General features: G+C 64.8%; 17 protein-coding genes. 12 read left to right on the top strand and 5 right to left on the bottom strand.

The features are described 5' to 3' along the window. The first annotated feature begins 43 nt into the window (after positions 1–43). The 12 genes from aroQ (at position 44) to DXK93_RS17555 (ending at position 11072) form a co-directional block, all read left to right on the top strand. Positions 44–478 (top strand): type II 3-dehydroquinate dehydratase, encoded by a 435-nt coding sequence (aroQ, locus tag DXK93_RS17610; RefSeq protein ID WP_013391376.1) that lies wholly within the window; start codon positions 44–46, stop codon positions 476–478. An 87-nt stretch (positions 479–565) separates the two neighbouring features. After that, the gene (gene accB / locus DXK93_RS17605) at positions 566–1024 is read left to right on the top strand and encodes an acetyl-CoA carboxylase biotin carboxyl carrier protein (protein ID WP_054458324.1); all 459 of its coding nucleotides are present in this window, start codon (positions 566–568) and stop codon (positions 1022–1024) included. 9 nt (positions 1025–1033) lie between these two features. Then, entirely contained in the window at positions 1034–2380 is a 1347-nt protein-coding gene (gene accC, locus DXK93_RS17600) for an acetyl-CoA carboxylase biotin carboxylase subunit (RefSeq protein WP_054458326.1), read from the top strand. A gap of 103 nt (positions 2381–2483) precedes the next feature. Next, positions 2484–3413 (top strand): 50S ribosomal protein L11 methyltransferase, encoded by a 930-nt coding sequence (gene prmA, locus DXK93_RS17595; protein ID WP_119450715.1) that lies wholly within the window; start codon positions 2484–2486, stop codon positions 3411–3413. 24 nt (positions 3414–3437) lie between these two features. Then, complete coding sequence (locus DXK93_RS17590; protein ID WP_119450714.1) at positions 3438–4799, top strand: DUF3426 domain-containing protein; 1362 nt, start codon at positions 3438–3440, stop codon at positions 4797–4799. A 12-nt stretch (positions 4800–4811) separates the two neighbouring features. Then, a complete protein-coding gene (locus DXK93_RS17585) occupies positions 4812–5753 on the top strand; it encodes a carbohydrate kinase family protein (protein WP_054458332.1) in 942 nt (313 codons plus the stop codon). 195 nt (positions 5754–5948) lie between these two features. After that, on the top strand, positions 5949–6452 hold the full coding sequence (locus DXK93_RS17580) for a glycine zipper 2TM domain-containing protein (protein ID WP_013391382.1): 504 nt from the start codon (positions 5949–5951) through the stop codon (positions 6450–6452). Positions 6453–6867: 415 nt separating this feature from the next. Further along, positions 6868–7107 (top strand): acyl carrier protein, encoded by a 240-nt coding sequence (locus tag DXK93_RS17575; protein ID WP_006226661.1) that lies wholly within the window; start codon positions 6868–6870, stop codon positions 7105–7107. After that, complete coding sequence (locus DXK93_RS17570; protein WP_054458333.1) at positions 7085–8272, top strand: D-alanyl-lipoteichoic acid biosynthesis protein DltD; 1188 nt, start codon at positions 7085–7087, stop codon at positions 8270–8272. The genes DXK93_RS17575 and DXK93_RS17570 overlap by 23 nt, the downstream gene beginning before the upstream one ends. Next, on the top strand, positions 8269–8478 hold the full coding sequence (locus DXK93_RS32150) for a hypothetical protein (RefSeq protein ID WP_054458336.1): 210 nt from the start codon (positions 8269–8271) through the stop codon (positions 8476–8478). The genes DXK93_RS17570 and DXK93_RS32150 overlap by 4 nt, the downstream gene beginning before the upstream one ends. A 7-nt stretch (positions 8479–8485) precedes the next feature. Beyond that, the gene (locus DXK93_RS17560) at positions 8486–9613 is read left to right on the top strand and encodes an MBOAT family O-acyltransferase (protein WP_119450713.1); all 1128 of its coding nucleotides are present in this window, start codon (positions 8486–8488) and stop codon (positions 9611–9613) included. Between the two features lie 16 nt (positions 9614–9629). Beyond that, positions 9630–11072, top strand: coding sequence for a D-alanine--poly(phosphoribitol) ligase (locus DXK93_RS17555; RefSeq protein ID WP_054458340.1), 1443 nt, complete (start codon positions 9630–9632; stop codon positions 11070–11072). 27 nt (positions 11073–11099) lie between these two features. On the opposite strand, the gene DXK93_RS17550 is transcribed toward DXK93_RS17555, so the two are convergent. The 5 genes from DXK93_RS17550 to DXK93_RS17530 form a co-directional block, all read right to left on the bottom strand. Beyond that, positions 11100–11660 carry a YggT family protein gene (locus DXK93_RS17550; protein WP_054458342.1) on the bottom strand — a complete coding sequence of 187 codons (561 nt, stop codon included), beginning with the start codon at positions 11658–11660 and terminating at the stop codon, positions 11100–11102. Between the two features lie 181 nt (positions 11661–11841). Continuing rightward, positions 11842–12510 carry a histone H1-like DNA-binding protein gene (locus tag DXK93_RS17545; protein WP_054458344.1) on the bottom strand — a complete coding sequence of 223 codons (669 nt, stop codon included), beginning with the start codon at positions 12508–12510 and terminating at the stop codon, positions 11842–11844. Between the two features lie 424 nt (positions 12511–12934). Further along, positions 12935–14134, bottom strand: coding sequence for a ribonucleotide-diphosphate reductase subunit beta (locus tag DXK93_RS17540; protein ID WP_054458346.1), 1200 nt, complete (start codon positions 14132–14134; stop codon positions 12935–12937). A gap of 20 nt (positions 14135–14154) precedes the next feature. Further along, the gene (locus DXK93_RS17535; RefSeq protein WP_054458348.1) at positions 14155–17088 is read right to left on the bottom strand and encodes a ribonucleoside-diphosphate reductase subunit alpha; all 2934 of its coding nucleotides are present in this window, start codon (positions 17086–17088) and stop codon (positions 14155–14157) included. 302 nt (positions 17089–17390) lie between these two features. Next, positions 17391–20897: an indolepyruvate ferredoxin oxidoreductase family protein gene (locus DXK93_RS17530; protein ID WP_119450712.1), complete on the bottom strand. Its 3507-nt coding sequence runs from the start codon at positions 20895–20897 to the stop codon at positions 17391–17393. Positions 20898–20966 lie beyond the last annotated feature (69 nt).

Raw genomic sequence — 20966 nt, 5'->3', positions numbered from 1 at the left:
GGCTGTTTTGCCAACAATTGGCAAACCACTCATTGGCAAGCGCATGGCGCAAAACATACTGGTATTGCATGGCCCGAACCTGAACCTGCTCGGCACCCGAGAACCTCACATCTACGGCAGCCTTACGCTGCAACAGATCAACGAGGGACTTGAGCTGCTCGCAGGCGAACTGGGCGCCACGCTGACAGCGTGGCAAGGCAATCACGAAGGCGCGCTGGTTGACCGCATCCAGGCGGCCCGGCAAGACGGCACCGACTTCATCATCATCAACGCGGCGGCATATACGCACACCAGCGTCGCAATTCGCGATGCGCTGGCTGGGGTCGCGATCCCATTTATTGAAGTACATTTGTCCAATCTGTATAAGCGAGAGCCCTTCAGGCATCACTCTTATCTGTCCGACTTGGCGGTAGGCCTCATCAGCGGCCTGGGCGCGGATGGCTACGAGGCGGCTCTGCGTTACGCAGTGCGGCACTGATCTCGCACCAAACCACAGCATTTACATCTTATACGGCGCGGACCCGACGCTGGGACGTCGCCGACACTATCTCGGGAAGCAGCTTCTATGGACCTCCGAAAACTCAAAACCCTGATCGACCTGGTGGCTGAATCGGGCATCGCCGAGCTGGAAATCACCGAAGGCGAAGGCAAGGTGAGGATCGTCAAGTTCTCGCAGACCTTGCAACCGGTCGCCTACCACCACCCCGAAGCCGGCGTGCCGGCGGCGCCGGTGGCCCAGGCCGTCGCTCCGGCCGCGCCCGCCGCCGCCGAAGCTGCGCCGGTGATCCAGGGCCATGTCGTGAAGGCTCCGATGGTCGGCACGTTCTATCGCGCGCCGAACCCGGGCGCCGCGCCGTTCATCGACGTCGGCGCCACGGTGAAGGAAGGCGATCCGCTGTGCATCATTGAAGCCATGAAGCTGCTCAATGAAATCGAAGCCGACAAGTCCGGCGTCATCAAAGAAATCCTGGTCGAAAACGGCGAGCCCGTCGAGTACGGTCAACCCCTGTTCGTCATTGGCTGATAGCTGAAAATGTTCGAAAAAATCCTGATCGCCAATCGGGGCGAAATCGCCCTGCGCATTCAGCGCGCTTGCCGCGAGCTGGGCATCAAGACCGTGGTGGTGCACTCCGAAGCCGACCGCGAAGCCAAGTACGTGCGCCTGGCCGATGAATCGGTGTGCATCGGGCCCGCGCCGTCGCGTGAAAGCTACCTGAACATGCCGGCCATCATTTCGGCGGCCGAAGTCACGGATTCCGAGGCAATCCACCCGGGTTACGGGTTCTTGTCCGAAAATGCCGACTTCGCCGATCGCGTCGAAAAGAGTGGCTTCGTCTTCATCGGTCCGCGTCCCGACACCATCCGCCTGATGGGCGACAAGGTCAGCGCCAAGCGCGCCATGATCGAAGCCGGCGTGCCGGTGGTGCCGGGTTCGGAAGGCGCTTTGCCCGACGATCCGCAGGAAATCGTCCGCATTGCGCGCGAAGTCGGGTATCCGGTCATCATCAAGGCGGCAGGCGGCGGCGGTGGCCGCGGCATGCGCGTGGTGTATACCGAGGCTGCGCTGCTGAACGCCGTCACCATGACGCGTTCCGAAGCGGGCGCCGCGTTCAACAACCCCGAAGTCTATATGGAGAAGTTCCTGGAGAATCCGCGCCACGTGGAAATCCAGGTGCTTGCCGACGGCGGCCGCAACGCGGTCTGGCTGGGCGAGCGCGACTGCTCCATGCAGCGCCGTCACCAGAAGGTCATCGAGGAAGCGCCGGCGCCCGGCATCGCGCGCCGCCTGATCGAGCGCATCGGCGACCGTTGCGCCGATGCCTGCCGCAAGATGGGCTACCGCGGCGCGGGCACGTTCGAGTTCCTGTATGAAAACGGCGAGTTCTATTTCATTGAAATGAACACCCGCATCCAGGTCGAACACCCGGTTACCGAGCTGATCACCGGCGTGGACCTGGTCCAGCAGCAGATCCTGATCGCCGCCGGCGAAAAGTTCACGCTGCGCCAGCGCGACATCACCTTCAAGGGCCACGCGATCGAATGCCGCATCAACGCGGAAGATCCGTTCCGCTTCGTGCCCAGCCCCGGCCGCATCACCAACTGGCACACGCCGGGCGGCCCGGGCGTGCGTATCGATTCGCATGCGTTCAACGGTTATTTCGTGCCGCCGAACTACGACTCGATGATCGCCAAGGTCATCACCTACGGCGACACGCGCGACCAGGCACTGGCCCGCATGCGCACCGCGCTGTCGGAAATGGTGGTGGAAGGCATTTCCACCAACATCCCGCTGCATCGCGAAATGCTGCAGGACGCCCGCTTCATCGAAGGCGGCACCAGCATCCATTACCTGGAACACAAGTTGGCTCAGCGTCCCTGACCGCGATCCGGGGGCTTTCCGCTCCCGGGCCGCTCCTGTTTTGTTTTACGGTCAACGGGCCGCGGCGCAAGCCGCGGCCCGTTGACCAGATGGAAGAATCATCATGCGTGAACTCGTGCTCCATTGCCTGGAGGCGCAGGCCGAAGCCCTCTCGGATGCCCTGCTGGAAGCAGGCGTGCTGTCGGTATCCGTCGAAGATGCCGACCTGGGCACCGACGACGAGCGTCCCTTGTTCGGCGAACCGGGCACCGAGCCCGACGTGCAGGCCTGGGACCGCAACCGCGTCGTCGCCCTGCTGCCCGACGGAGCCGATCCCGCGCAGATCATGGAAGAAGCCGCCGCCGCGGGCGAACTCGATCCCGCCGTGTTCGAGGGCTGGAGCCTGCGTGACGTGCCCGACGCCGACTGGGTGCGCCTGACACAGTCGCAGTTCGGCCCCATCCATATCGCCGAACGCCTGTGGATCGTGCCCAGCTGGCACCGCGACAATCCCGATGTGCCGGCCTTCAAGCCGGACGCCGCCACCCAGGAAGGCGCAATCCACATCGAGCTGGATCCGGGCCTGGCCTTCGGCACCGGCAGCCATCCCACGACGCATCTGTGCCTGGCCTGGCTGGAAGCCGAGTTGCCGGCCGGCGCCACGCTGCTGGACTACGGCTGCGGCTCGGGCATCCTGGCGATCGCCGCGCGCAAGCTGGGCGCGGGTCCGACTCAGGCGGTGGATATCGACGCCCAGGCAGTGCAGAGCACCATCTTCAATGCCGAGGTCAACCACGTCGAGCTGCGGGCCATGCTGCCTGACGGGCTGGCGGATGGCACGTTCGAAGTGGTGGTCGCCAACATCCTGTCCAACCCCCTGAAGGTGCTGGCGCCCATGCTGGCCGGACGCGTTGCCGCGGGCGGCCATCTGGTCTTGTCCGGCGTGCTGGAACGGCAGGCCGAGGAAGTGGCCGCCGCCTACGCGCCCTGGATCGCCATGTCGGTCTGGCGCGCGCGCGACGGCTGGGTGTGCTTGCACGGCCAGAAGGCCTGAGCGCTGCCACCGCTGGATCGCGCCATGGCCCTGACCACCCGTTGCCCGCAGTGCGGCACCACCTTCAAGGTGGTGCCTGACCAGCTGCGGGTCCGTAATGGCCTGGTGCGCTGCGGCGCCTGCTCGACCGTGTTTGACGGGCGCGCCTGCCTGCTGCCGGCCGCGGGCGCGGCGCCGCAATCCGTGCCGCCGGCCGCACCGCCGATGCCGGTGACGCCCGCCGCCAGCCAGGCCGCACCAGTCCTGGCGACGCCGGCGACGCCCGTTGCGCCGCAGGTGCCGGTTGCCCCCATTGCGCCTCTGCCTCCCGCCGCACCGCCGCCGGAGCGTCCCGCGCACGCGGTGGATTTTTCACAGATCGCGCCCTGGGACGACGAGCCCGAACCGCCGCGCGCACCCGTGGCGGCGCCCTACAGTCCGCCCGCGGTGCCGCCTGCCGTGCTGCGCGGCCGCGACGATATCCGCCGGCGAGCCGAACCGACCCCAGGCGAGGAAGATGCAAGGCGTCATGAATCGGACGACCTGGCCGACGACGACGTAGGCGATGACGAGGATCCGCTGCGCTGGACTGCGCCCGCGGCTTCGAGGGCGGGGCATCATGCCGACACGGCCGTGCGCGGCCAGCATGCGGAGCCGTCCTTCACCATAGGCCGCGCTCGCGCCGACGTGCGTGACGAAGCGCGCGACGACGAATACGACAACGAGTACGCCGACGAGCATCGCGACGACGACCCCGACGATTACCGGGAACACTACCGCGACGATCACGGCCCCGATCGCGAAGACGCTGGCGAGCCCGTGCTGGGCGACACCCGCACGCGTTATTCCAGCGCCACCGACGTGGGCCGCGCGCCGCCCGAATTCCTCGACCAGGACCGCGAGAAGCGGCAAGGCCTGCTGCGCAAGCTATGGGGCTACGCCTGCCTGATCGGCCTGATCGCGCTGGGCCTGCAACTGGCATACGTGTACCGCACCGATATCGCCAATTCCGTGCCCATTCTGCGGCCGGCGCTGGAGATGGCGTGCCAGCCGCTGGGCTGCACCGTGGGGTACGCGCGTCGCCTGGAACTCATACACATCACTTCCTCGTCGCTGCAGCCGCCGACCGGCGCGGCAGCGATCGATGACGGCCGCAGCCGCCTGGTGCTGACGGTGGTGATGCGCAACCGTCACGACAAGCCGCAGCACTGGCCCGCCCTGATGCTGGACCTGAACGACCTGTCGGACACGGTGGTGGTGCGCCGCGCGCTCAAGCCCGAAGATTATCTGACGCCTGAGCAACTGCGCGGTCCTTTCGCGCCTCAGGGCGAATTGAAGATTTCCGTGCCGATTGAAGTGACTGGCGTCCAGGTCAATGGCTTTCAAATCAATAAATTCTTTCCTTAAGGGATGACTCGCATGGCTACCCCAGTTCTGGTTTGCGGTTCGATGGCGTTCGACACCATCGCGGTGTTTGAAGGACGTTTCAAGGAACACATTCTGGCCGACCGCATCCAGTCGCTGAGCGTGTCGTTCCTGGTGCCCAGCATGCGCAAGGAATACGGCGGCTGCTCGGGCAACATCGCCTACAACATGAACCTCCTGGGCGGCAAGCCAGTGCCTGTCGCGACCGTGGGTGAAGACGCGGGCGAGTACATGGAGCGCATGGCTGGCCTGGGCATCGACGTCAGCCGCGTGAAGGTGATTCCGGAAACGTTCACCGCGCAGTGCTTCATCACCACCGATCTGGACGACAACCAGATCACTGCCTTCCACCCGGGCGCCATGTCGCACGCGGCGGAAAATGATCTGAGCGACGCCGACGCGGCCTGGGCCATCGTTGCGCCCGACGCCAAGGAAGGCATGTTCGCCCATGCCGAGCGCCTGCATAAGCGCGGCATTCCGTTCATTTTCGACCTGGGCCAGGCCATGCCGCTGTTCGACGGGGCGGACCTGGAGCGCATGCTCAAGCTGGCGCAGGCGCTGACGGTGAACGACTATGAAGCCGGCGTGGTGGAACAGCGCACGGGCCGCAGCATGGACGACATCGCCCGCAGCTTGCAGGCCGTGGTGGTGACGCGCGGCGCGGAAGGCGCCACGTTGCTGACCGAAGGCAAGACCATCCAGATTCCGCCGGTGCGCGCGGCCCAGGTGGTCGACCCGACCGGCTGCGGCGACGCGCAGCGCGGCGGCCTGCTTTACGGCCTGACCAGCGGCTGGAACTGGGAAGACAGCTGCCGTCTGGGCAACGTCATGGGCGCCATCAAGATCGCTTCGCGCGGCCCGCAAAACCATGCGCCATCGCGCGCCGAGATCGACGCCGTGCTGCACGCGACCTACGGTATTCATCTGCCGCTCTAAACCCCTCGGGAACCCTGCAGTTGCGCTGCGGTCGAAGCGTTGGCGAGGGTTGAAGACGCCGTGTTCCGGCGTCTTTTGCGGCTGTGTTTTTCAGCTTCTGGCGGTGCGTTTCAGTGTGTTGCAGCATCGCTGGCCCCAATTCGGGGCCAGGGTATGATGAGTACATCGTCGGCAACGGCCGATCGAGGAGTCCAAATGAATCAAAGCAAAACTTTTTCCCTGGTGACGCCGCGCGCGGGGCGCTGGCTGGCGATCGCCGCCGTCGTGACCTCGATGGCGGTCCTGGGCGGCTGCGCCAACCGCAGCGCGTCCAGCGGCGTCTACAGCTATGACCAGGCGCAGCGCGAGCAGATCGTCCGTACCGGCACGGTCACCGGCGTGCGTCCTATCGTGATCCAGAACGACAAGTCCAGCGGCGTCGGCATGGTGGCCGGCGGCGCGCTGGGCGGCGTGGCGGGTAACGCCATCGGCGGCGGCACCGGCCGCACCATCGCCACTGTGGGCGGTGTCATCCTGGGCGCGCTGGCGGGTAACGCCATCGAGAACCAGACCGGCAAGAATTCCGGCTACGAAATCACCGTGCGCCTGGACAACGGCGAAACCCGCGTGGTCGCGCAGGAAGCCGATGTGCCCATCAGCGTGGGACAGCGCGTGCAGGTGATCAGCGGCTCCGGCCCGACCCGCGTTACGCCGATGTAATGACCAGTCCAGCGCCGCTTGCGGCGCGGCCACGCAAAAGCCCCCGTCAGGGGGCTTTTTTATTGCCGGCGCATGGGGCGAAAAGGGGGGCAAGGCGGCAAAAGCTGGATAAGCGTAAAAATCTGTCGCTCGGCCGCAACGCGGCGCCCAGGGACTTACCCGCGAACGTTACGTTTGCCAGCGTTTTCTCGCGATTTCCTCCAAAAGCGTCATGGCGATTTGACGAACGTGGTGCCATGATTGCGCCTGCGATCGACGTCGCATTGCGAAAATCATGTAACTGAGTGCATCGGAACGTCGATTGCCGGGGGGCTGGATATTCAGCCTGGTTTCAGCAGTTTCTCTGTAATCTCGTCGTCCTGAATCCCGGGGCGGGGGATTGTTGGCCGATCAGGCCTGTAACGCCGCACTATCTATGCATACCGAGCAAGAACTCCACACCAAGATCGGCGAGATCGTCGAGTCGATCGTCATGAAGAAAGTCACCCCCGATACGCAGTTGATTGCCACAGGCCTGGTCGATTCGCTCGCCGCCGTGGACATCACGCTGGCGGTCGAGTCGGAGTACGGCTGCAGCATTCCGGCTCCCGAGATCGCGGAGCACCTACAGTCGGTCCGCACGCTTGCCGGCTATGTCGCTGCCCATACTTCGTAATACCCGGCTGTTGTCTCACGTCGCGGCAGCCGCGACGGCGGTGGCTCTGGCGGTGGGTACGTATTGCGGCGCGGACGATCTGCTCAGCCGCGTCGTGAATCCCATGTCGGCGCCCTCGGCCGCGGGCTCCGCCAAGAGCAACTACCTGCCCAACCTGGGGCCGGACTGGGGTACGCAGCACGTCAACCTGAACCGCCTGGGCAACGCCCTGAGCGATGGCACGCTGGTCGTGCTCGGCTCGTCCGAACTGTCCAGCCACGACTTGCGCTTCGTGCCTTACCGCTTCTTCCCCGAAGAGCTGAAAGTGCCGACGCTGGCCTATGGCCACGCCATGTTCCAGTCCTATGGCATCGTCAGCGTGCTGGAGTCGGTGGCGGATTCGCTCACGCCCAATACACGGTTGGTGATCATGCTGTCGCCGGCCTGGTTTGCCTCGGGCGGGCAGTTGCCGCGCAGCGCGTTCGCGGAGCACGTCACGGGACCGGTCTGGGACCGGCTCTGGGACCAGCCCAACACGCGCGAACAGATGCAGAACTGGATCAGCGACAACGCCAACTGGGGCCTGCTGTGGCTCATCGCCAATGGCCAGGTTGCCGAGCTGAAGGACAAGCTGGCGCTGTGGTGGCATGCGCGCAAGGAACCTGCACCCGATCGTCCGCGCACCAAGCTATCCGTGCCGGCGCACCGCTACGTGTCGTGGCCGTCGGCCGCACGCCTGGACCAGGGCCAGTGGGGCCGGCTGACGCATCAGGCGCGCGTGGTCGAACAGGACCTGGGCGGCCATAACCCCTACGACGTGCGCGACGATTACTACAAGCAGTACCTGGCGGCGCTGTATTCGCCAGCCCGCAACGAGTTCGCCGACATCGATCCGATCACCCGCACGGAACTCGGCGACCTGTCGCGCGTGATGGCCTTGCTGCAGAAGCGCAAGGTCCACGCCTACTTCGTCATCCAGCCCTTCAATCCCAAGCTCATCCTGGACGTGGAACGCTTCGACCCGGTGGTGGCCGCCATCACGGGTATGTGCGAGCGCTACCAGATGGGCTGCCTGGATCTCTACAGCATCCCCTTTGAACCGGGCATGCTGCGCGACGACATGCACCTCGCCGAACTTGGCTGGGCCATGGCCGATCAAGGCATTGCGGAGTACTTTTCCCGATGAGCAAGATTCTTCCCGCGGCCGCGCCCGAGGCCGGCCGCGCTGTTGAAGGGCAGGAAACCCGCAAGGCGGCCGTCGCCTGGGGCCGCCGATTTCTCTGGCACCTATGCCTGTATATCGGCGTGATCCTGGTGTTCGTGCTGCAGGCGCAGCCCACCACGGGCAGCGGCGGGCCGATCAAGGTCGAATTCCAATACCAACAGTTCTGAGCCCGCCATGGAATTGTTCGCAAGCTTGAGCTTTTTCGGCGGCGCCTTGTGCGGCGGCCTGGGCCTGTTGGCCTACCGTTCCTTCGGCATGCCGTTCCGTATCGGCTACCGCCACATCATCGGCGTGATCTGCCTGGGCGTGTGGATGGCGGTGTTCTGGGCGCGCCCGTATCAACCCATCGCCTTGCTGGCCATTTCCGGCACCGCGCTGTGGGCGGTGCGGCGCAACTACATCCCCACCTGGCTGGCCGTGATCATCACCATGACGCCGCTGCTGCTGGTGAAGACGGGCGTGTCGCACCTGGGTGCCATGCTGGGGCTGTCCTTCGCCACGTTCCGCGCCATCGACGTGCTGCTGTTCGCGCAGCGCAACGAACGCGTGTCGCCGCTGGACTACTTCATCTACCTGTTTTTCCCGCTGACGTTGCTGGCCGGTCCCATGTACCGCTGGCGTAATTTCCAGGCGGACCTGAAGCGCGGCTACGAAGGCGTGAACCTGAACACCTGGCTCAGCGGCCTGGAGCTCATCATGCTGGGCGTAATCCAGAAGTTCGGCGTGGCCGAACTGATCTGGCGCTACGGCCTTGCGACGCTGGACGCGCATGACTATTCGTTCACTGGCGTGGCGCTCAACGCTACGCTCTACAGCGCCTATCTGTTCTTCGACTTCGCCGGCTATTCCACCATGGCGATCGGTATCGGCATGCTGTTCGGATTCACGTTGCCGATCAACTTCCGCAATCCGCTGGCCACACTGAACCCGCAGGATTTCTGGCGCCGCTGGCACATCAGCCTGTCGGAGTGGTTGCGCGACGTGGTGTTCATGCCCATCTACAAGGCGCTGAGCAAGACCAAGTTCTTTGGACGCCACCGCATGGCGGCGCAGAGCATCGGCATCTTCGCGACCTTGCTGGCCATGGGCGTCTGGAATGGCCTGTCGCTGCACTACATCGTCAGCGGCCTGATGTTCGGTGCGTACTCGGTGGGCCACAACCTGCTGATCAACGCGGCGCGCACCCGCCCGGCCTTGCAGGCTGCGCTGGCGCAGCCCGTCATGCGCTTTCTCGGGCGCGTGCTCACCCTGATTCTTGCTGCGCTGGCGCTGTACGTGTTCAGCGGCCGCAGTCCCATCTGACGCCGGGAGTTTCGGCATGCGTTTCGATCTGAAGTCTTTCCAGTTCACAGATACCGGATATGCGCCCGACGCGCCTGCGGTCGTCGCCGCCGACCGCAGCCTGAGCTGGTCGCAATTGCGCGCCGAGGCAGGTGCCTGGGCCGACGAGGCGCGCAGGCATGGCGTGGCGCCGGACGTGCCGGTGGCCATCTATGGTCACAAGGAAGCTGCATTCTTCGTCGCCATGGTCGGCGCCTTGCTGATCGGGGCGCCGTTCGTGCCGGTGGATACCATCTATCCGCAAGAGCGTTTGCGCCGCATCGTCGAGATCGTGCGCGCCGCCGCCGTGTTCGATGCCGCCAGCGGCAGCTTCACGTCGGGCGAGGGCGCCATGCTGGCCGAGCGCGGCCTGGCCTACGTCATGTTCACGTCCGGCAGCACGGGTGACCCGAAGGGCGTGCAGATCGGCCGCGAAAGCGTGGGCCTGCTGGGCGACTGGATGCTGGGCAGCTTCGGTCTGGGCGAAGCGCCCGTGTTCATGAACCAGGCGCCCTTCAGCTTTGACCTGTCCATGTACGAGGTATTCGCGACGCTGGCCGCAGGCGGCTGTTGCGTGCTGAACGCGCGGGAGCAGATCGCCGCGCCTGCTGCCTGGATGGCCCGCCTGGCGGAGCACGGTGTGACGGTCTGGGTGTCCACGCCGTCGTTCGCGCATCAGCAACTGGCCAACCGCGATTTCTCGCCGGCCGCATTGCCTGGGTTGCGCACCTTCCTGTTTTGCGGCGAGCCGCTGCCCGCGGCGCTGGCCAAGAAGCTGCGCCAGCGTTTCCCGGATGCCGTCATCCTCAATACCTACGGCCCCACGGAAGCCACCGTGGCGACCACCTGGATCGAAGTCACGGACGCCGTCCTGGCCGCGCACGACCCGCTGCCCGTGGGGCATGCCAAGCCGGATAGCGTGCTGATCGTGGACGAAGGCGAGATCTGCATCGTGGGCGACCACGTCATGCGCGGTTATCTGAATCGCCCGGACCTGAACGAAGCCAAGCTCTACACCTACGCTGACGGCCGCCGCGCCTTCCGCACGGGCGACCTGGGCCAGATGGAGAGCGACGGCCTGCTGTTCTGCCGCGGCCGCATGGACGACCAGATCAAGTTGAACGGCTATCGCATCGAGCTTGCCGAGATCGACGAGGCGCTGCATGGCCTGCCGGGCGTGGAGGGCGGCGCCTGCGCAGTGCTGCGCAGGCCCGACGGCACGGCGGTGCGCTTGATCGGATTCGTGGCGGGGGTGGAGGAGCAGGCGCCGCGCATTTTGGCGCCTGAGGCGCTGGCGGGCTGGAAAGAGCGGCTGGCGCAGCGCCTGCCGCCTTATATGGTGCCGTCCGAGCTGGTGGCCTGCGCGGCGCTACCGATGTCGAACAATCATAAGATCGACCGCAAGAAGCTGGTCGAGATCTACGCCGGCATTCCGGCGTAAGGGCCGGCGGGGCGTGGCCCCGCCGCTTTACAGACCCACCATGCGCTGGCTGATGTTGGACAGCACCATCAACAGCACCTGTGCGACGATCAGCAGCACCAGCGGCGAAAAGTCGATCGCGGTGCGCGGCAGCAGGCGGCGGATGGGGTCCAGCATGGGCGCGGTCAGCGCCTGCAGCAGCGGCATCATGGGCGCCATCGGATTCACCCACGACAGCACGGCCTGGATCAGCGTCAGCCATACCACCAGGTTCAGCGCCCATTTGACGGCCATGATCAGCGCCGAGCCCATGACCCTGGGCAGGTAATCCAGCGGAATCAGCGCACCGATCACCACCAGCCAGATCAGCACCAGATAGACCAACGCGGACAACCACACGGCGACGAGGCTGGTCCAGTCGATCTTGTTGCCGGCGGGAATGATCTTGCGCAGCGGCATCACCAGCCAGTTGGTGACTTGGTAGATGAAGCGCGACAACGGGTTGAAGGGGTGCAGCCGTATCGCGTGCATCCAGGCGCGCGCAATCAGCGCCGCGCCAAACAGCGTGAACACGATTTCGAGAAGGAAACGCAAGATTTCATCGAGCATGGACACGGTCACCCTGAAAAAGAGGAGTCAATTGTCGCATGCCCAGGCGAAAAATCGCCTGCAGGCCGCGCGCGCTCGCCGTTCTGGAGGATGCTGGCCGATGCCGGGCCGCGCGGACACGAAAAAGCCGCCCGGCTTAAGCCAGGCGGCTCTGCGAAGCTAGTGCTTCGAACCGTCCGGATTAAGGACGGCCACCCGTCGGGAACGGCCACGACGCGGCGGGGTTCAGCGCGGTCTTCGCGCCCGGAGCAGCAGCCGTGGACGGCGGCGTTGCGGGCTTCTTCGGAGCGGCTTTCTTCGCAGCGGGCTTCTTGGCGGCAGCAGGCTTCTTGGCAGCAGCAGGCTTGGCTGCAGCAGGAGCCTTCTTGGCAGCGGGGGCCTTCTTGGCAACAGCCTTCTTGGCGGCAGGCGCCTTCTTGGCTACGGCCTTCTTGGCAACCGCCTTCTTGGCAGCAGGAGCCTTTTTGGCGACGGCCTTCTTGGCTACCGCTTTCTTGGCGACGGCCTTCTTGGCGACGACCTTCTTGGCTACGGCTTTCTTGGCAACCGCCTTCTTGGCGACAGCTTTCTTGGCCACGGCCTTCTTGGCGACAACCTTCTTGGCTACCGCTTTCTTGGCTACCGCTTTCTTGGCGACGGCCTTCTTGGCTACCGCTTTCTTGGCGGCGACCTTCTTGACTGCCGGCTTCTTGGCGGCAACCTTCTTCACTGCCGGCTTCTTGGCAGCGACTTTCTTGACGGCTACCTTCTTGACGGCAGCTTTCTTGGCCGGTGCGGCCTTCTTCGCTACTGCCTTCTTGGCGGCGGGCTTCTTCACCGCTTTCTTTACGGCTTTCTTGGCTGTTGCCATGGTCATGCTCCTTAGGTTCAGGGGTCCCAGAACTTAAACCCGTGCCCCGATCCGCCAACAAGGCGCATCGTGCCCGGGCTATTCATCGGCGCAAGCCGCTGTTCTGTGCGAGCAACAGCTACTACGGTTTGCGCTAATGAATTCGGCACAGCCATTTGATATGGCCCCCGCTCCTTTGGCGCGAGCCATTTCAAATGGCGCCGGTAGACGACCTGATCACAGGCCGCCGACCGCTTGTTCTACGTGTGTTCGATTGCCCCCACGCCGCGCCTTCGGCTTGCTGCCCCCCGAGGGGGCGCGTTTTGCCTTGGGGCGGCCCGGCGGCAAAACACCCTGACCAGGGAGAACATCATCAAGCCTGTCGCGAACGCGACGCTCCTTGCATCTGGAGCGTGCCCGCGCCGGGCCTGATGACGTACTGCTTTTACTCCCAGCTCAGCGTGCCACCGGTTTGGTATTCGATCACGCGAGTTTCAAAAAAGTTGCGTTCCTTCTTAAGATCGATCATTTCCGCCATCCACGGGAAGGGATTTTCTTCCTGCGGGTACAGCGGTTCGATACCGATTTGCTGGCAACGACGGTTGGCGATGAAGCGCAGGTAGGATTTGAACATAGGTGCGTTCAAGCCCAACACGCCGCGCGGCATCGTGTCTTCGGCGTAAGCGTATTCGAGTTCGACCGCTTTGCGGAAGAGTTCTCGAATTTCTTCGCGGAATTCCGGCGTCCACAGATGCGGATTTTCCAGTTTGACGGTGTTGATCAGGTCGATGCCGAAATTGCAGTGCATGGATTCATCGCGCAGGATGTACATGTACTGCTCGGCGGCGCCGGTCATCTTGTTCTGGCGGCCCAGCGCCAGGATCTGCGTGAAGCCAACGTAGAAGAACAGGCCTTCCATCAGGCAAGCGAAGACGATCAGCGACTTCAGCAGCGTCTGGTCGGCTTCGGGGGTGCCCGTCTTGAAGTTGGGGTCCGCGATCGCGTCGATGAACGGGATCAGGAACTCGTCCTTGGCGCGGATGGACGGCACTTCGTTGTAAGCGTTGAAGATCTCCGCTTCGTCCAGGTCCAGGCTTTCGACGATGTATTGATAGGCGTGCGTGTGGATCGCTTCTTCAAACGCCTGGCGCAGCAGGAACTGGCGGCACTCGGGCGCCGTGATGTGGCGGTAGGTGCCCAGCACGATGTTGTTCGCGGCCAGCGAGTCGGCGGTGACGAAGAAACCCAGGTTGCGCTTGACGATGCGGCGCTCGTCCTCGGTGAGCCCGTTCGGGTTCTTCCAGAGGGCGATGTCGCGCGACATGTTGATCTCTTGCGGCATCCAGTGGTTGGCGCAAGTCGCCAGGTACTTCTCCCATGCCCACTTGTACTTGAAGGGCACGAGCTGATTGACGTCGGTCTGGCCGTTGATGATGCGCTTGTCGGCAACCTTCACGCGTTGCGAGGTGGCGGAGCCGCTGGCGGCCAGGCCAGCCGCGTGTTCAGGCGCGGCAGGCGTCGGCATGGCGGTGTCGCCGAAAACACCGGTCGCCGCCCGGACTGCGGGCGCAGCCTGCCCGCCCGCCGCGGGTGCGGGCGATTGTGCAGGTTGCGTGGCGATGGTGTCGTCTTCCCAATTAATCATGATTCATTCTCCGGAGGCGGTTATTGGCAGGCTTCGCACTCTTCGAAGCCGGGGTCGCCCGGCCGCATGGTGCAAACCGCCCCGAGAACTTCGGGTTCCGGCAAAACAGGTGCAGCAGCGACAGCAGGACCAGCGGACGGTGCGCCCGCCGAGACGGCGTTCAATTCGCCGCCGCGTCCCGTGGACTTCTCGGCGCTGGTGGCGCCAAGCGTACGCAGGTAGTAGGTCGTCTTCAGGCCGCGCTTCCAGGCCAGCTTGTAGGTGTCGTCCAGCTTCTTGCCCGACGCGCCCGACATGTAGATGTTCAGCGACTGTGCTTGATCGATCCACTTCTGGCGGCGCGACGCGCATTCAACCAGCCAGCTCGGTTCGACTTCGAACGCGGTGGCGTAGAGGTCGCGGAGTTCGGAAGGTACGCGATCGATGCGGGACAGGCTGCCGTCGAAGTACTTGAGGTCGGCGACCATGACTTCGTCCCAGAGACCGAGTTTCTTCAGGTCACGCACGAGGTAATCGTTAACGACCGTGAACTCGCCGGAGAGATTCGATTTGACGTACAAGTTCTGGAAAGTGGGTTCGATGCACGCAGATACACCAATGATATTGGAAATAGTCGCGGTTGGGGCGATTGCGATGCAATTGGAGTTGCGCATGCCATGTTGTTTGATGCGCGCGCGCAACGTATCCCAATCGAGCGTGCTCGACTCATCAACTTCAACGTGACCACCGCGTTCATCGCGCAGCATCTTCAACGTGTCTTGCGGCAAGATGCCACGCGACCACAACGAGCCTTCATACGATTGATAACGGCCGCGCTCTTCAGCGAGCAGGCTCGAGGCCCAGTACGCGTGATAGCACACGGCTTCCATCGAACGGTCGGCGAATTCGACAGCGGACTGCGATGCGTAAGGCACGCGCATCATCTGCAGGCAGTCCTGGAAGCCCATGATGCCCATGCCCACCGGACGATGGCGCGCGTTGGAATTGCGGGCCTTGTCGACGGCGTAGTAGTTGATGTCGATCACGTTGTCGAGCATGCGCATGGCGATGCTGACCGTGCGCTTGATCTTGTCGTGGTCGAGTTCGAAACCGCCGCCGGCAGCCGGCTTCATGTGCGCGACCAGGTTCACGGAACCCAGGTTGCACACCGCGATTTCGGATTCGTTGGTGTTCAGCGTGATCTCGGTGCACAGGTTCGAGCTGTGCACGACGCCGACGTGCTGCTGCGGCGAACGGATGTTGCAAGGATCCTTGAACGTGATCCAGGGGTGGCCGGTTTCGAACAGCATCGACAGCATCTTGCGCCACAGGTTCAGCGCCGGCATCTTCTTGAAGAGCTTGAGCTCGCCGCTGGCGACGCGCGCTTCGTAGCCCACGTAGGCTTCTTCAAAGGCGCGGCCGTACTTGTCGTGCAGGTCGGGGCAGTCGGACGGCGAGAACAGCGTCCACTCGCCGCCTTCCATGACGCGCTTCATGAACAAGTCGGGAATCCAGTTCGCCGTGTTCATGTCGTGCGTGCGGCGGCGCTCGTCGCCGGTGTTCTTGCGCAGTTCCAGGAATTCTTCGATGTCCAGGTGCCACGATTCCAGGTACGTGCAGACAGCGCCCTTGCGCTTGCCGCCCTGGTTGACCGCGACGGCGGTGTCGTTGACGACCTTCAGGAACGGCACGACGCCCTGGCTTTCGCCGTTGGTGCCCTTGATGTGGCTGCGCAGCGCGCGCACCGGGGTCCAGTCGTTGCCCAGGCCGCCGGCGTACTTGGCCAGCAGTGCGTTTTCCTTGATGGCGTCGTAGATGCCTTCCAGGTCGTCGGAGACGGTGGTCAGGTAGCATGACGACAGCTGCGAGTGCAGCGTGCCCGAGTTGAACAGCGTCGGCGTCGAGCTCATGAAGTCGAACGAGGACAGGATCTCGTAGAACTCGATGGCGCGGGCTTCGCGGTCGGTCTCGCGCAGCGCCAGGCCCATGGCCACGCGCATGAAGAACACCTGCGGCAGTTCGATGCGCGTGCCGCGGATGTGCAGGAAGTAGCGGTCGTACAGGGTCTGCAGGCCGAGGTAGCCGAATTGCAGGTCGCGCTTGGCGTTCAGGGCGTGGCCCAGCTTGGTTAGGTCATAGCTGGCCAGATCGGGCGACAGCAGGCCGCCTTCGATGCCGCGGGCGATGAAGGTGGGGAAGTACTCGGCGTAGCGGGCGGCCATGCCGTCCTGCGAGACTTCTTCGCCCAGCACTTCCTTGCGGATCGTGTGCAGCAGCAGACGGGCGGTGACCTGGCTGTAGGCCGGGTCCTTTTCGACCAGCGCGCGCGCGGACAGGATGGCGGACTTGAACACTTCGTCGACGGGGATGCCGTCGTAGAGGTTCTTGACCGTTTCCTTCAGGATCGCTTCCGTGTCGATGAATTCGGCCAGGCCTTCGCCGGCGGCTTCGATGGTGGCGCGCAGCTCAGCCAGATCCAGCGGGCGGCGCACGCCGGCGTCGGTCACGTTCAACACGTGTTCCTGCGGGGCGGCGGCCTTTTCCTGGTTGTCGGCGGCGGCGGCAGCGGCGGCAGCGCGTTCCTGCGTGCGCTTTTCGCGGTACAGCACGTAGGCGCGGGCGACGTCGTGTTCGCCCGAGCGCATCAGGGCCAGTTCGACCTGGTCCTGGATGTCTTCAATATGGAAGGTGCCGCCGTTGGGGCGGTTGCGCACCAGCGCGTTGACGGCCTGGCCGGTCAGGTTCTCGACCAGCTCACGCACGCGCGCGGAGGCCGCGCCCTGGCCGCCGTTGACGGCCAGGAAGGCCTTGGTCATGGCGATGGCGATCTTGTTGGGTTCGAACCCGACCACCGAGCCATTGCGGCGAATGATGTTGTAGCTGGCCCATTGCCCGCCATTGGGGTCGGCAGGGGAATCGGTTTGGGAGGGCGGCACGGCCGAGGGCCGGGTCACAGAGGCGATCGTAGTCTGCATGGAAGCTCCTGTGCGAAAAGCGCGTAGATAGCGACATGACGGCGTCATGTCAGGTACAAAATCGGATCTTTTGAGGGGGTCGTAACGCTAGGACGGCTTAGTCCAAAAGGCGTGGCCGACGGGAATCAGCTCTTAAGCGACCACAACATATAGTGTAGCACCCCTCGTTGGACACTAATTCTAGTGATCGAGTACGACAGGGACAAGAAAAAAATAAGACGAAGTTCACAAAAGGTTGTTACCAAATGCACTAGGCGCGCCCAGCAAGGCGCGCCCAGGAAGGTGCCGCTCGGAGCGAATGTTTATGCGGTCTTCCGCAGGGGCATATCGCGCGGGGCAGGCGCCGTATAGGTTTGCATCAAGCGGCCCAACTCCGTCCGATACTTCTCGACGTTTGCAGCCTTCACGTGACCGAAGCCGCGGATGGTTTCTGCAAGGCCGGCGATTGTAGCCGCTTGAGCCAGCTTGTCGCGGGTCAACCCTGCGAGCAACTGGTCTATGGTCTGGCGGTACTCGCGCACCAGCGCCCGTTCCATCTTGCGTTCGGCGGTGTGGCCGAAGGGATCGAACCAGGTGCCGCGCAGGCCCTTCAGGCGCGTCAGCATTTTCAGCGCGGTCATGGTGCGCGGGCCCAGCGTCATCTTGCGCGGCACGCCGGTGCGCGGGTCCTTGCGGGCGAAGATGGGCGGGGCCATGTGAAAGCGCAGGCTGTAGTCGCCTTCGAACTGGCCCTGCAACTGCGCCTGGAAGGAGGCGCCCGTGTAGAGCCGCGCGACTTCGTACTCGTCCTTGTAGGCCATGAGCTTGAAGAGGCCGCGCGCGACAGCGAGCGCCAGGCGCGGCGTCTTGGCGTCGGGCGCCAATTCGCGTTCGCGCGCCGCGACGGCCTCGACCACGTCCTGGAACTGGCGGGCGTAGTCGGCGTTTTGATAGGCGGTCAGGTCTTCGATGCGGCGGGCGACGGCGCGTTCGAACGATTCGGGCACGTGCAGTTGCACGACCTGGGCGCGCGGGCGCAGCGCGCCTTCCAGCGCGTCGGGCTGGTGCGCTGCCAGACGGCCGCTGTCGAAGGCAGCCCGGTTGGCGGCCACGGCCACGCCGTTGAGTTCGATGGCGCGGTTGATTGCGGCCTGCGACAGCGGCACGCCGCCGCGCTGCCAGGCATAGCCCAGCATGAACATATTGGACAGGATGCTGTCGCCGAATAGCGCCAGCGCGGCCTCGTGCGCGTCGATCGCGACGGTGTTGGATTCGCCCGCGGCGTGGCGGATCTTGGCCAGCAGCGCTTCGGGCCGCATGGCCGCGTCCGGGTTGCGGGTGAAGTCGGAGACCGGGGCCACGTAGCTGTTGACCGTGACCTGGGTGTGGCCGCGGCGCAGCGCGCCCAGCGAGTCCGGCGCCACGGAGGCGACCGGGTCGCACAGGATCGCGGCGTCGGCCTGCTGCCAGTCCAGGCGTACCGGGCCGGCAGGCGCGCCGGCAGGCGCCAGGCGGATGTGGCTGACGACCGTGCCGCCTTTCTGCGCCAGGCCGGTCAGGTCCAGCACCGCGGCGGACAGGCCTTCCAGATGCGCCGCCATCGACACGATGGCGCCGATGGTGATGACGCCGGTGCCGCCCATGCCGGCGACCAGCAGGCGATAGGGATGGTCCAGCGCGGGCATGGCCGGCAGGGGCAATTGCGCGATCAATTTCTGCAGGCGTTCCTGGTCGGCCTTGGGCGCCGCGCTCTTCTTGGGCTTGCCGCCCATCACGGAGACGAAGCTGGGGCAGAAGCCTTCGGCGCAGGAATAGTCCTTGTTGCAGCTGGACTGGTCGATGGCGCGCTTGCGGCCATAGGGCGTTTCCAGCGGCACCACCGACAGGCAGTTCGATTGCACGCCGCAGTCGCCGCAGCCTTCGCAGACGGCGCTGTTGATCAGCATGCGGCGCGCCGGGTCGGGAAATTGGTTCTTCTTGCGGCGGCGGCGCTTTTCAGCGGCGCAGGTCTGGTCATGGATCAGCACGGTCACGCCGGGGATCTCGCGCAGCTCGCGCTGCAGCGCGTCCAGTTCGCGGCGGTGGTGCACCTTGATGCCGGCGCCCAGGTCCACGCCTTGGTACTTTTCGGGTTCGTCGGTGGTGACGACGATGCGGGCCACGTTCTCGCCGCGCAGTTGCTGGCAGATGCTGGGCACCGAGATCGGGCCGTCGATGGGTTGGCCGCCCGTCATGGCCGTGGCGTCGTTGAACAGGATCTTGTAGGTGATGTTGGCCTTGGCGGCCACGGCCTGGCGGATGGCGAGATAGCCGGAGTGGTAATAGGTGCCTTCTCCCATGTTCTGGAAGATGTGCGGCATCTTGGTGTAGCGCGACAGGCCGATCCAGTCCACGCCTTCGCCGCCCATCTGCGTCAGGCCGCCGGTGTCGCGGTCCATCCAGGCGGCCATGTAGTGGCAGCCCACGCCCGACAGGGCCTGGCTGCCTTCGGGCACCTTGGTCGAGGTGCTGTGCGGGCAGCCCGAACAGAAATAGGGGCGGCGGCGCATGCCGTCGGCATCGTTGGACAACGGCGCCTGGCACGCGAATGCGGACAGGTCCGCCGCCAGCGGCAGGCCGGCGGCGCGGCTGAGCCAGCTGGCCAGCGGCTGCGCCAGCAGGGAAGGGCGCAGCTGGCCGGCCGAGGGCACCAGCGCTTCGCCGTCGAAGCCTTTCTTGCCGATGACGGTGGGGCGGTCCGGCAGGTTGAACAGCAGGTCCTTGATCTGGCTTTCGACCACGGCGCCCTTTTCCTCGATCACCAGGATGTGCGAGAGGCCGCGCGCGAATTCCAGCAGACGTTCGCTATCCAGCGGCCAGGTCAGGCCGGGCTTGTAGATGCGCACCGGCGCGTTGGCGGTGACGGTGTCCACGCCCAGGCGCGACAGCGCTTCCATGGTGTCCAGGTGCGCCTTGCCCACCGTGACGATGCCGACAGTGGCCTTGGGCGCCGGACAGGTCAGGCGGTCGATGCTGTGGCGGCGCGCGAATGCGGCCACGGCCTTCATGCGCAGGTTCATGCGCGTTTCGATCGCCAGCGACAGGAAGTCGCGCGCGGAATATTCCAGCGATTCGGGCGGCATGTCCGGATCCGCCGGCATGTCGTAGCGCTGGGCAGGGGCGGGAACAAAGGAATGCCCGCATTCGATGGTTTCGGACACGGCCTTGAAGGCGACCCAGGTGCCCGAGTAGCGCGACAGGGCCCAGCCCCACAGCGCGAAGGTTTCGTATTCGTCGATGGAGGCGGGATGCACGATGGGCATCTGCCAGCCGATCAGCGAGGCCTCGCTGGAGTGCGGGATGGAGGACGAGACGGCGGTGTGGTCGTCGCCCACCACCACCAGCACGCCGCCGTTGCGCGATGCGCCCGCCGCGTTGCCATGATGCAGCGCGTCGCCGGCGCGATCCACGCCGGGGCCCTTGCCGTACCACATGGCATAGACGCCATCGACGTTGCGGTCGGCGCGCACGCCGGCCTGCTGGGTGCCCATGACCGCGGTGGCCGCCATGTCTTCGTTGATGGCGGGCAGGAAGGTGATCTGGTTGGCGTCCAGCGCCTTTTGCGCCTTCCACATGGCCATGTCCACGCCGCCCAGCGGCGAGCCGCGGTAGCCCGAGACGAAGCCGGCCGTGTTCAGGCCGCGTTCGCGGTCCATCCGGGCTTGGGTGAGCATGATGCGCACCAGCGCCTGGGTGCCGGTCATGAAGATGCGGCCGGAGCTGCGGGTGAGGTTGTCGGCGAGCTGGTACTCGAGGTCCAGCTGGGGTTCGGCGGCGGGGGTACCGTCCATGGTGAATACTCCTGGTTTCGGCACCATGATAGGTTCGCGAGCCATCAGGTTTATTGCGTTTTTGGATCG

This window comes from Achromobacter sp. K91, from assembly GCF_003576205.1.
In the GTDB taxonomy this organism is placed as follows: domain Bacteria; phylum Pseudomonadota; class Gammaproteobacteria; order Burkholderiales; family Burkholderiaceae_B; genus Achromobacter; species Achromobacter aegrifaciens.
This window is presented reverse-complemented; position numbering and strand designations above follow the sequence as displayed.

Bases quoted from the DNA above. Each gene is read 5' to 3' on its own strand.
- DXK93_RS17580 (WP_013391382.1), top strand. From the start codon at position 5,949: ATGAATCAAAGCAAAACTTTTTCCCTGGTGACGCCGCGCGCGGGGCGC.
- DXK93_RS17545 (WP_054458344.1), bottom strand. From the start codon at position 12,510: ATGGCAACAGCCAAGAAAGCCGTAAAGAAAGCGGTGAAGAAGCCCGCC.
- DXK93_RS17530 (WP_119450712.1), bottom strand. From the start codon at position 20,897: ATGGACGGTACCCCCGCCGCCGAACCCCAGCTGGACCTCGAGTACCAG.
- prmA (WP_119450715.1), top strand. From the start codon at position 2,484: ATGCGTGAACTCGTGCTCCATTGCCTGGAGGCGCAGGCCGAAGCCCTC.
- DXK93_RS17575 (WP_006226661.1), top strand. From the start codon at position 6,868: ATGCATACCGAGCAAGAACTCCACACCAAGATCGGCGAGATCGTCGAG.
- DXK93_RS17560 (WP_119450713.1), top strand. From the start codon at position 8,486: ATGGAATTGTTCGCAAGCTTGAGCTTTTTCGGCGGCGCCTTGTGCGGC.
- DXK93_RS17540 (WP_054458346.1), bottom strand. From the start codon at position 14,134: ATGATTAATTGGGAAGACGACACCATCGCCACGCAACCTGCACAATCG.
- DXK93_RS17585 (WP_054458332.1), top strand. From the start codon at position 4,812: ATGGCTACCCCAGTTCTGGTTTGCGGTTCGATGGCGTTCGACACCATC.
- DXK93_RS17550 (WP_054458342.1), bottom strand. From the start codon at position 11,660: ATGCTCGATGAAATCTTGCGTTTCCTTCTCGAAATCGTGTTCACGCTG.
- aroQ (WP_013391376.1), top strand. From the start codon at position 44: ATGGCGCAAAACATACTGGTATTGCATGGCCCGAACCTGAACCTGCTC.
- DXK93_RS17555 (WP_054458340.1), top strand. From the start codon at position 9,630: ATGCGTTTCGATCTGAAGTCTTTCCAGTTCACAGATACCGGATATGCG.
- accB (WP_054458324.1), top strand. From the start codon at position 566: ATGGACCTCCGAAAACTCAAAACCCTGATCGACCTGGTGGCTGAATCG.
- DXK93_RS17570 (WP_054458333.1), top strand. From the start codon at position 7,085: ATGTCGCTGCCCATACTTCGTAATACCCGGCTGTTGTCTCACGTCGCG.
- DXK93_RS17590 (WP_119450714.1), top strand. From the start codon at position 3,438: ATGGCCCTGACCACCCGTTGCCCGCAGTGCGGCACCACCTTCAAGGTG.
- DXK93_RS32150 (WP_054458336.1), top strand. From the start codon at position 8,269: ATGAGCAAGATTCTTCCCGCGGCCGCGCCCGAGGCCGGCCGCGCTGTT.
- DXK93_RS17535 (WP_054458348.1), bottom strand. From the start codon at position 17,088: ATGCAGACTACGATCGCCTCTGTGACCCGGCCCTCGGCCGTGCCGCCC.
- accC (WP_054458326.1), top strand. From the start codon at position 1,034: ATGTTCGAAAAAATCCTGATCGCCAATCGGGGCGAAATCGCCCTGCGC.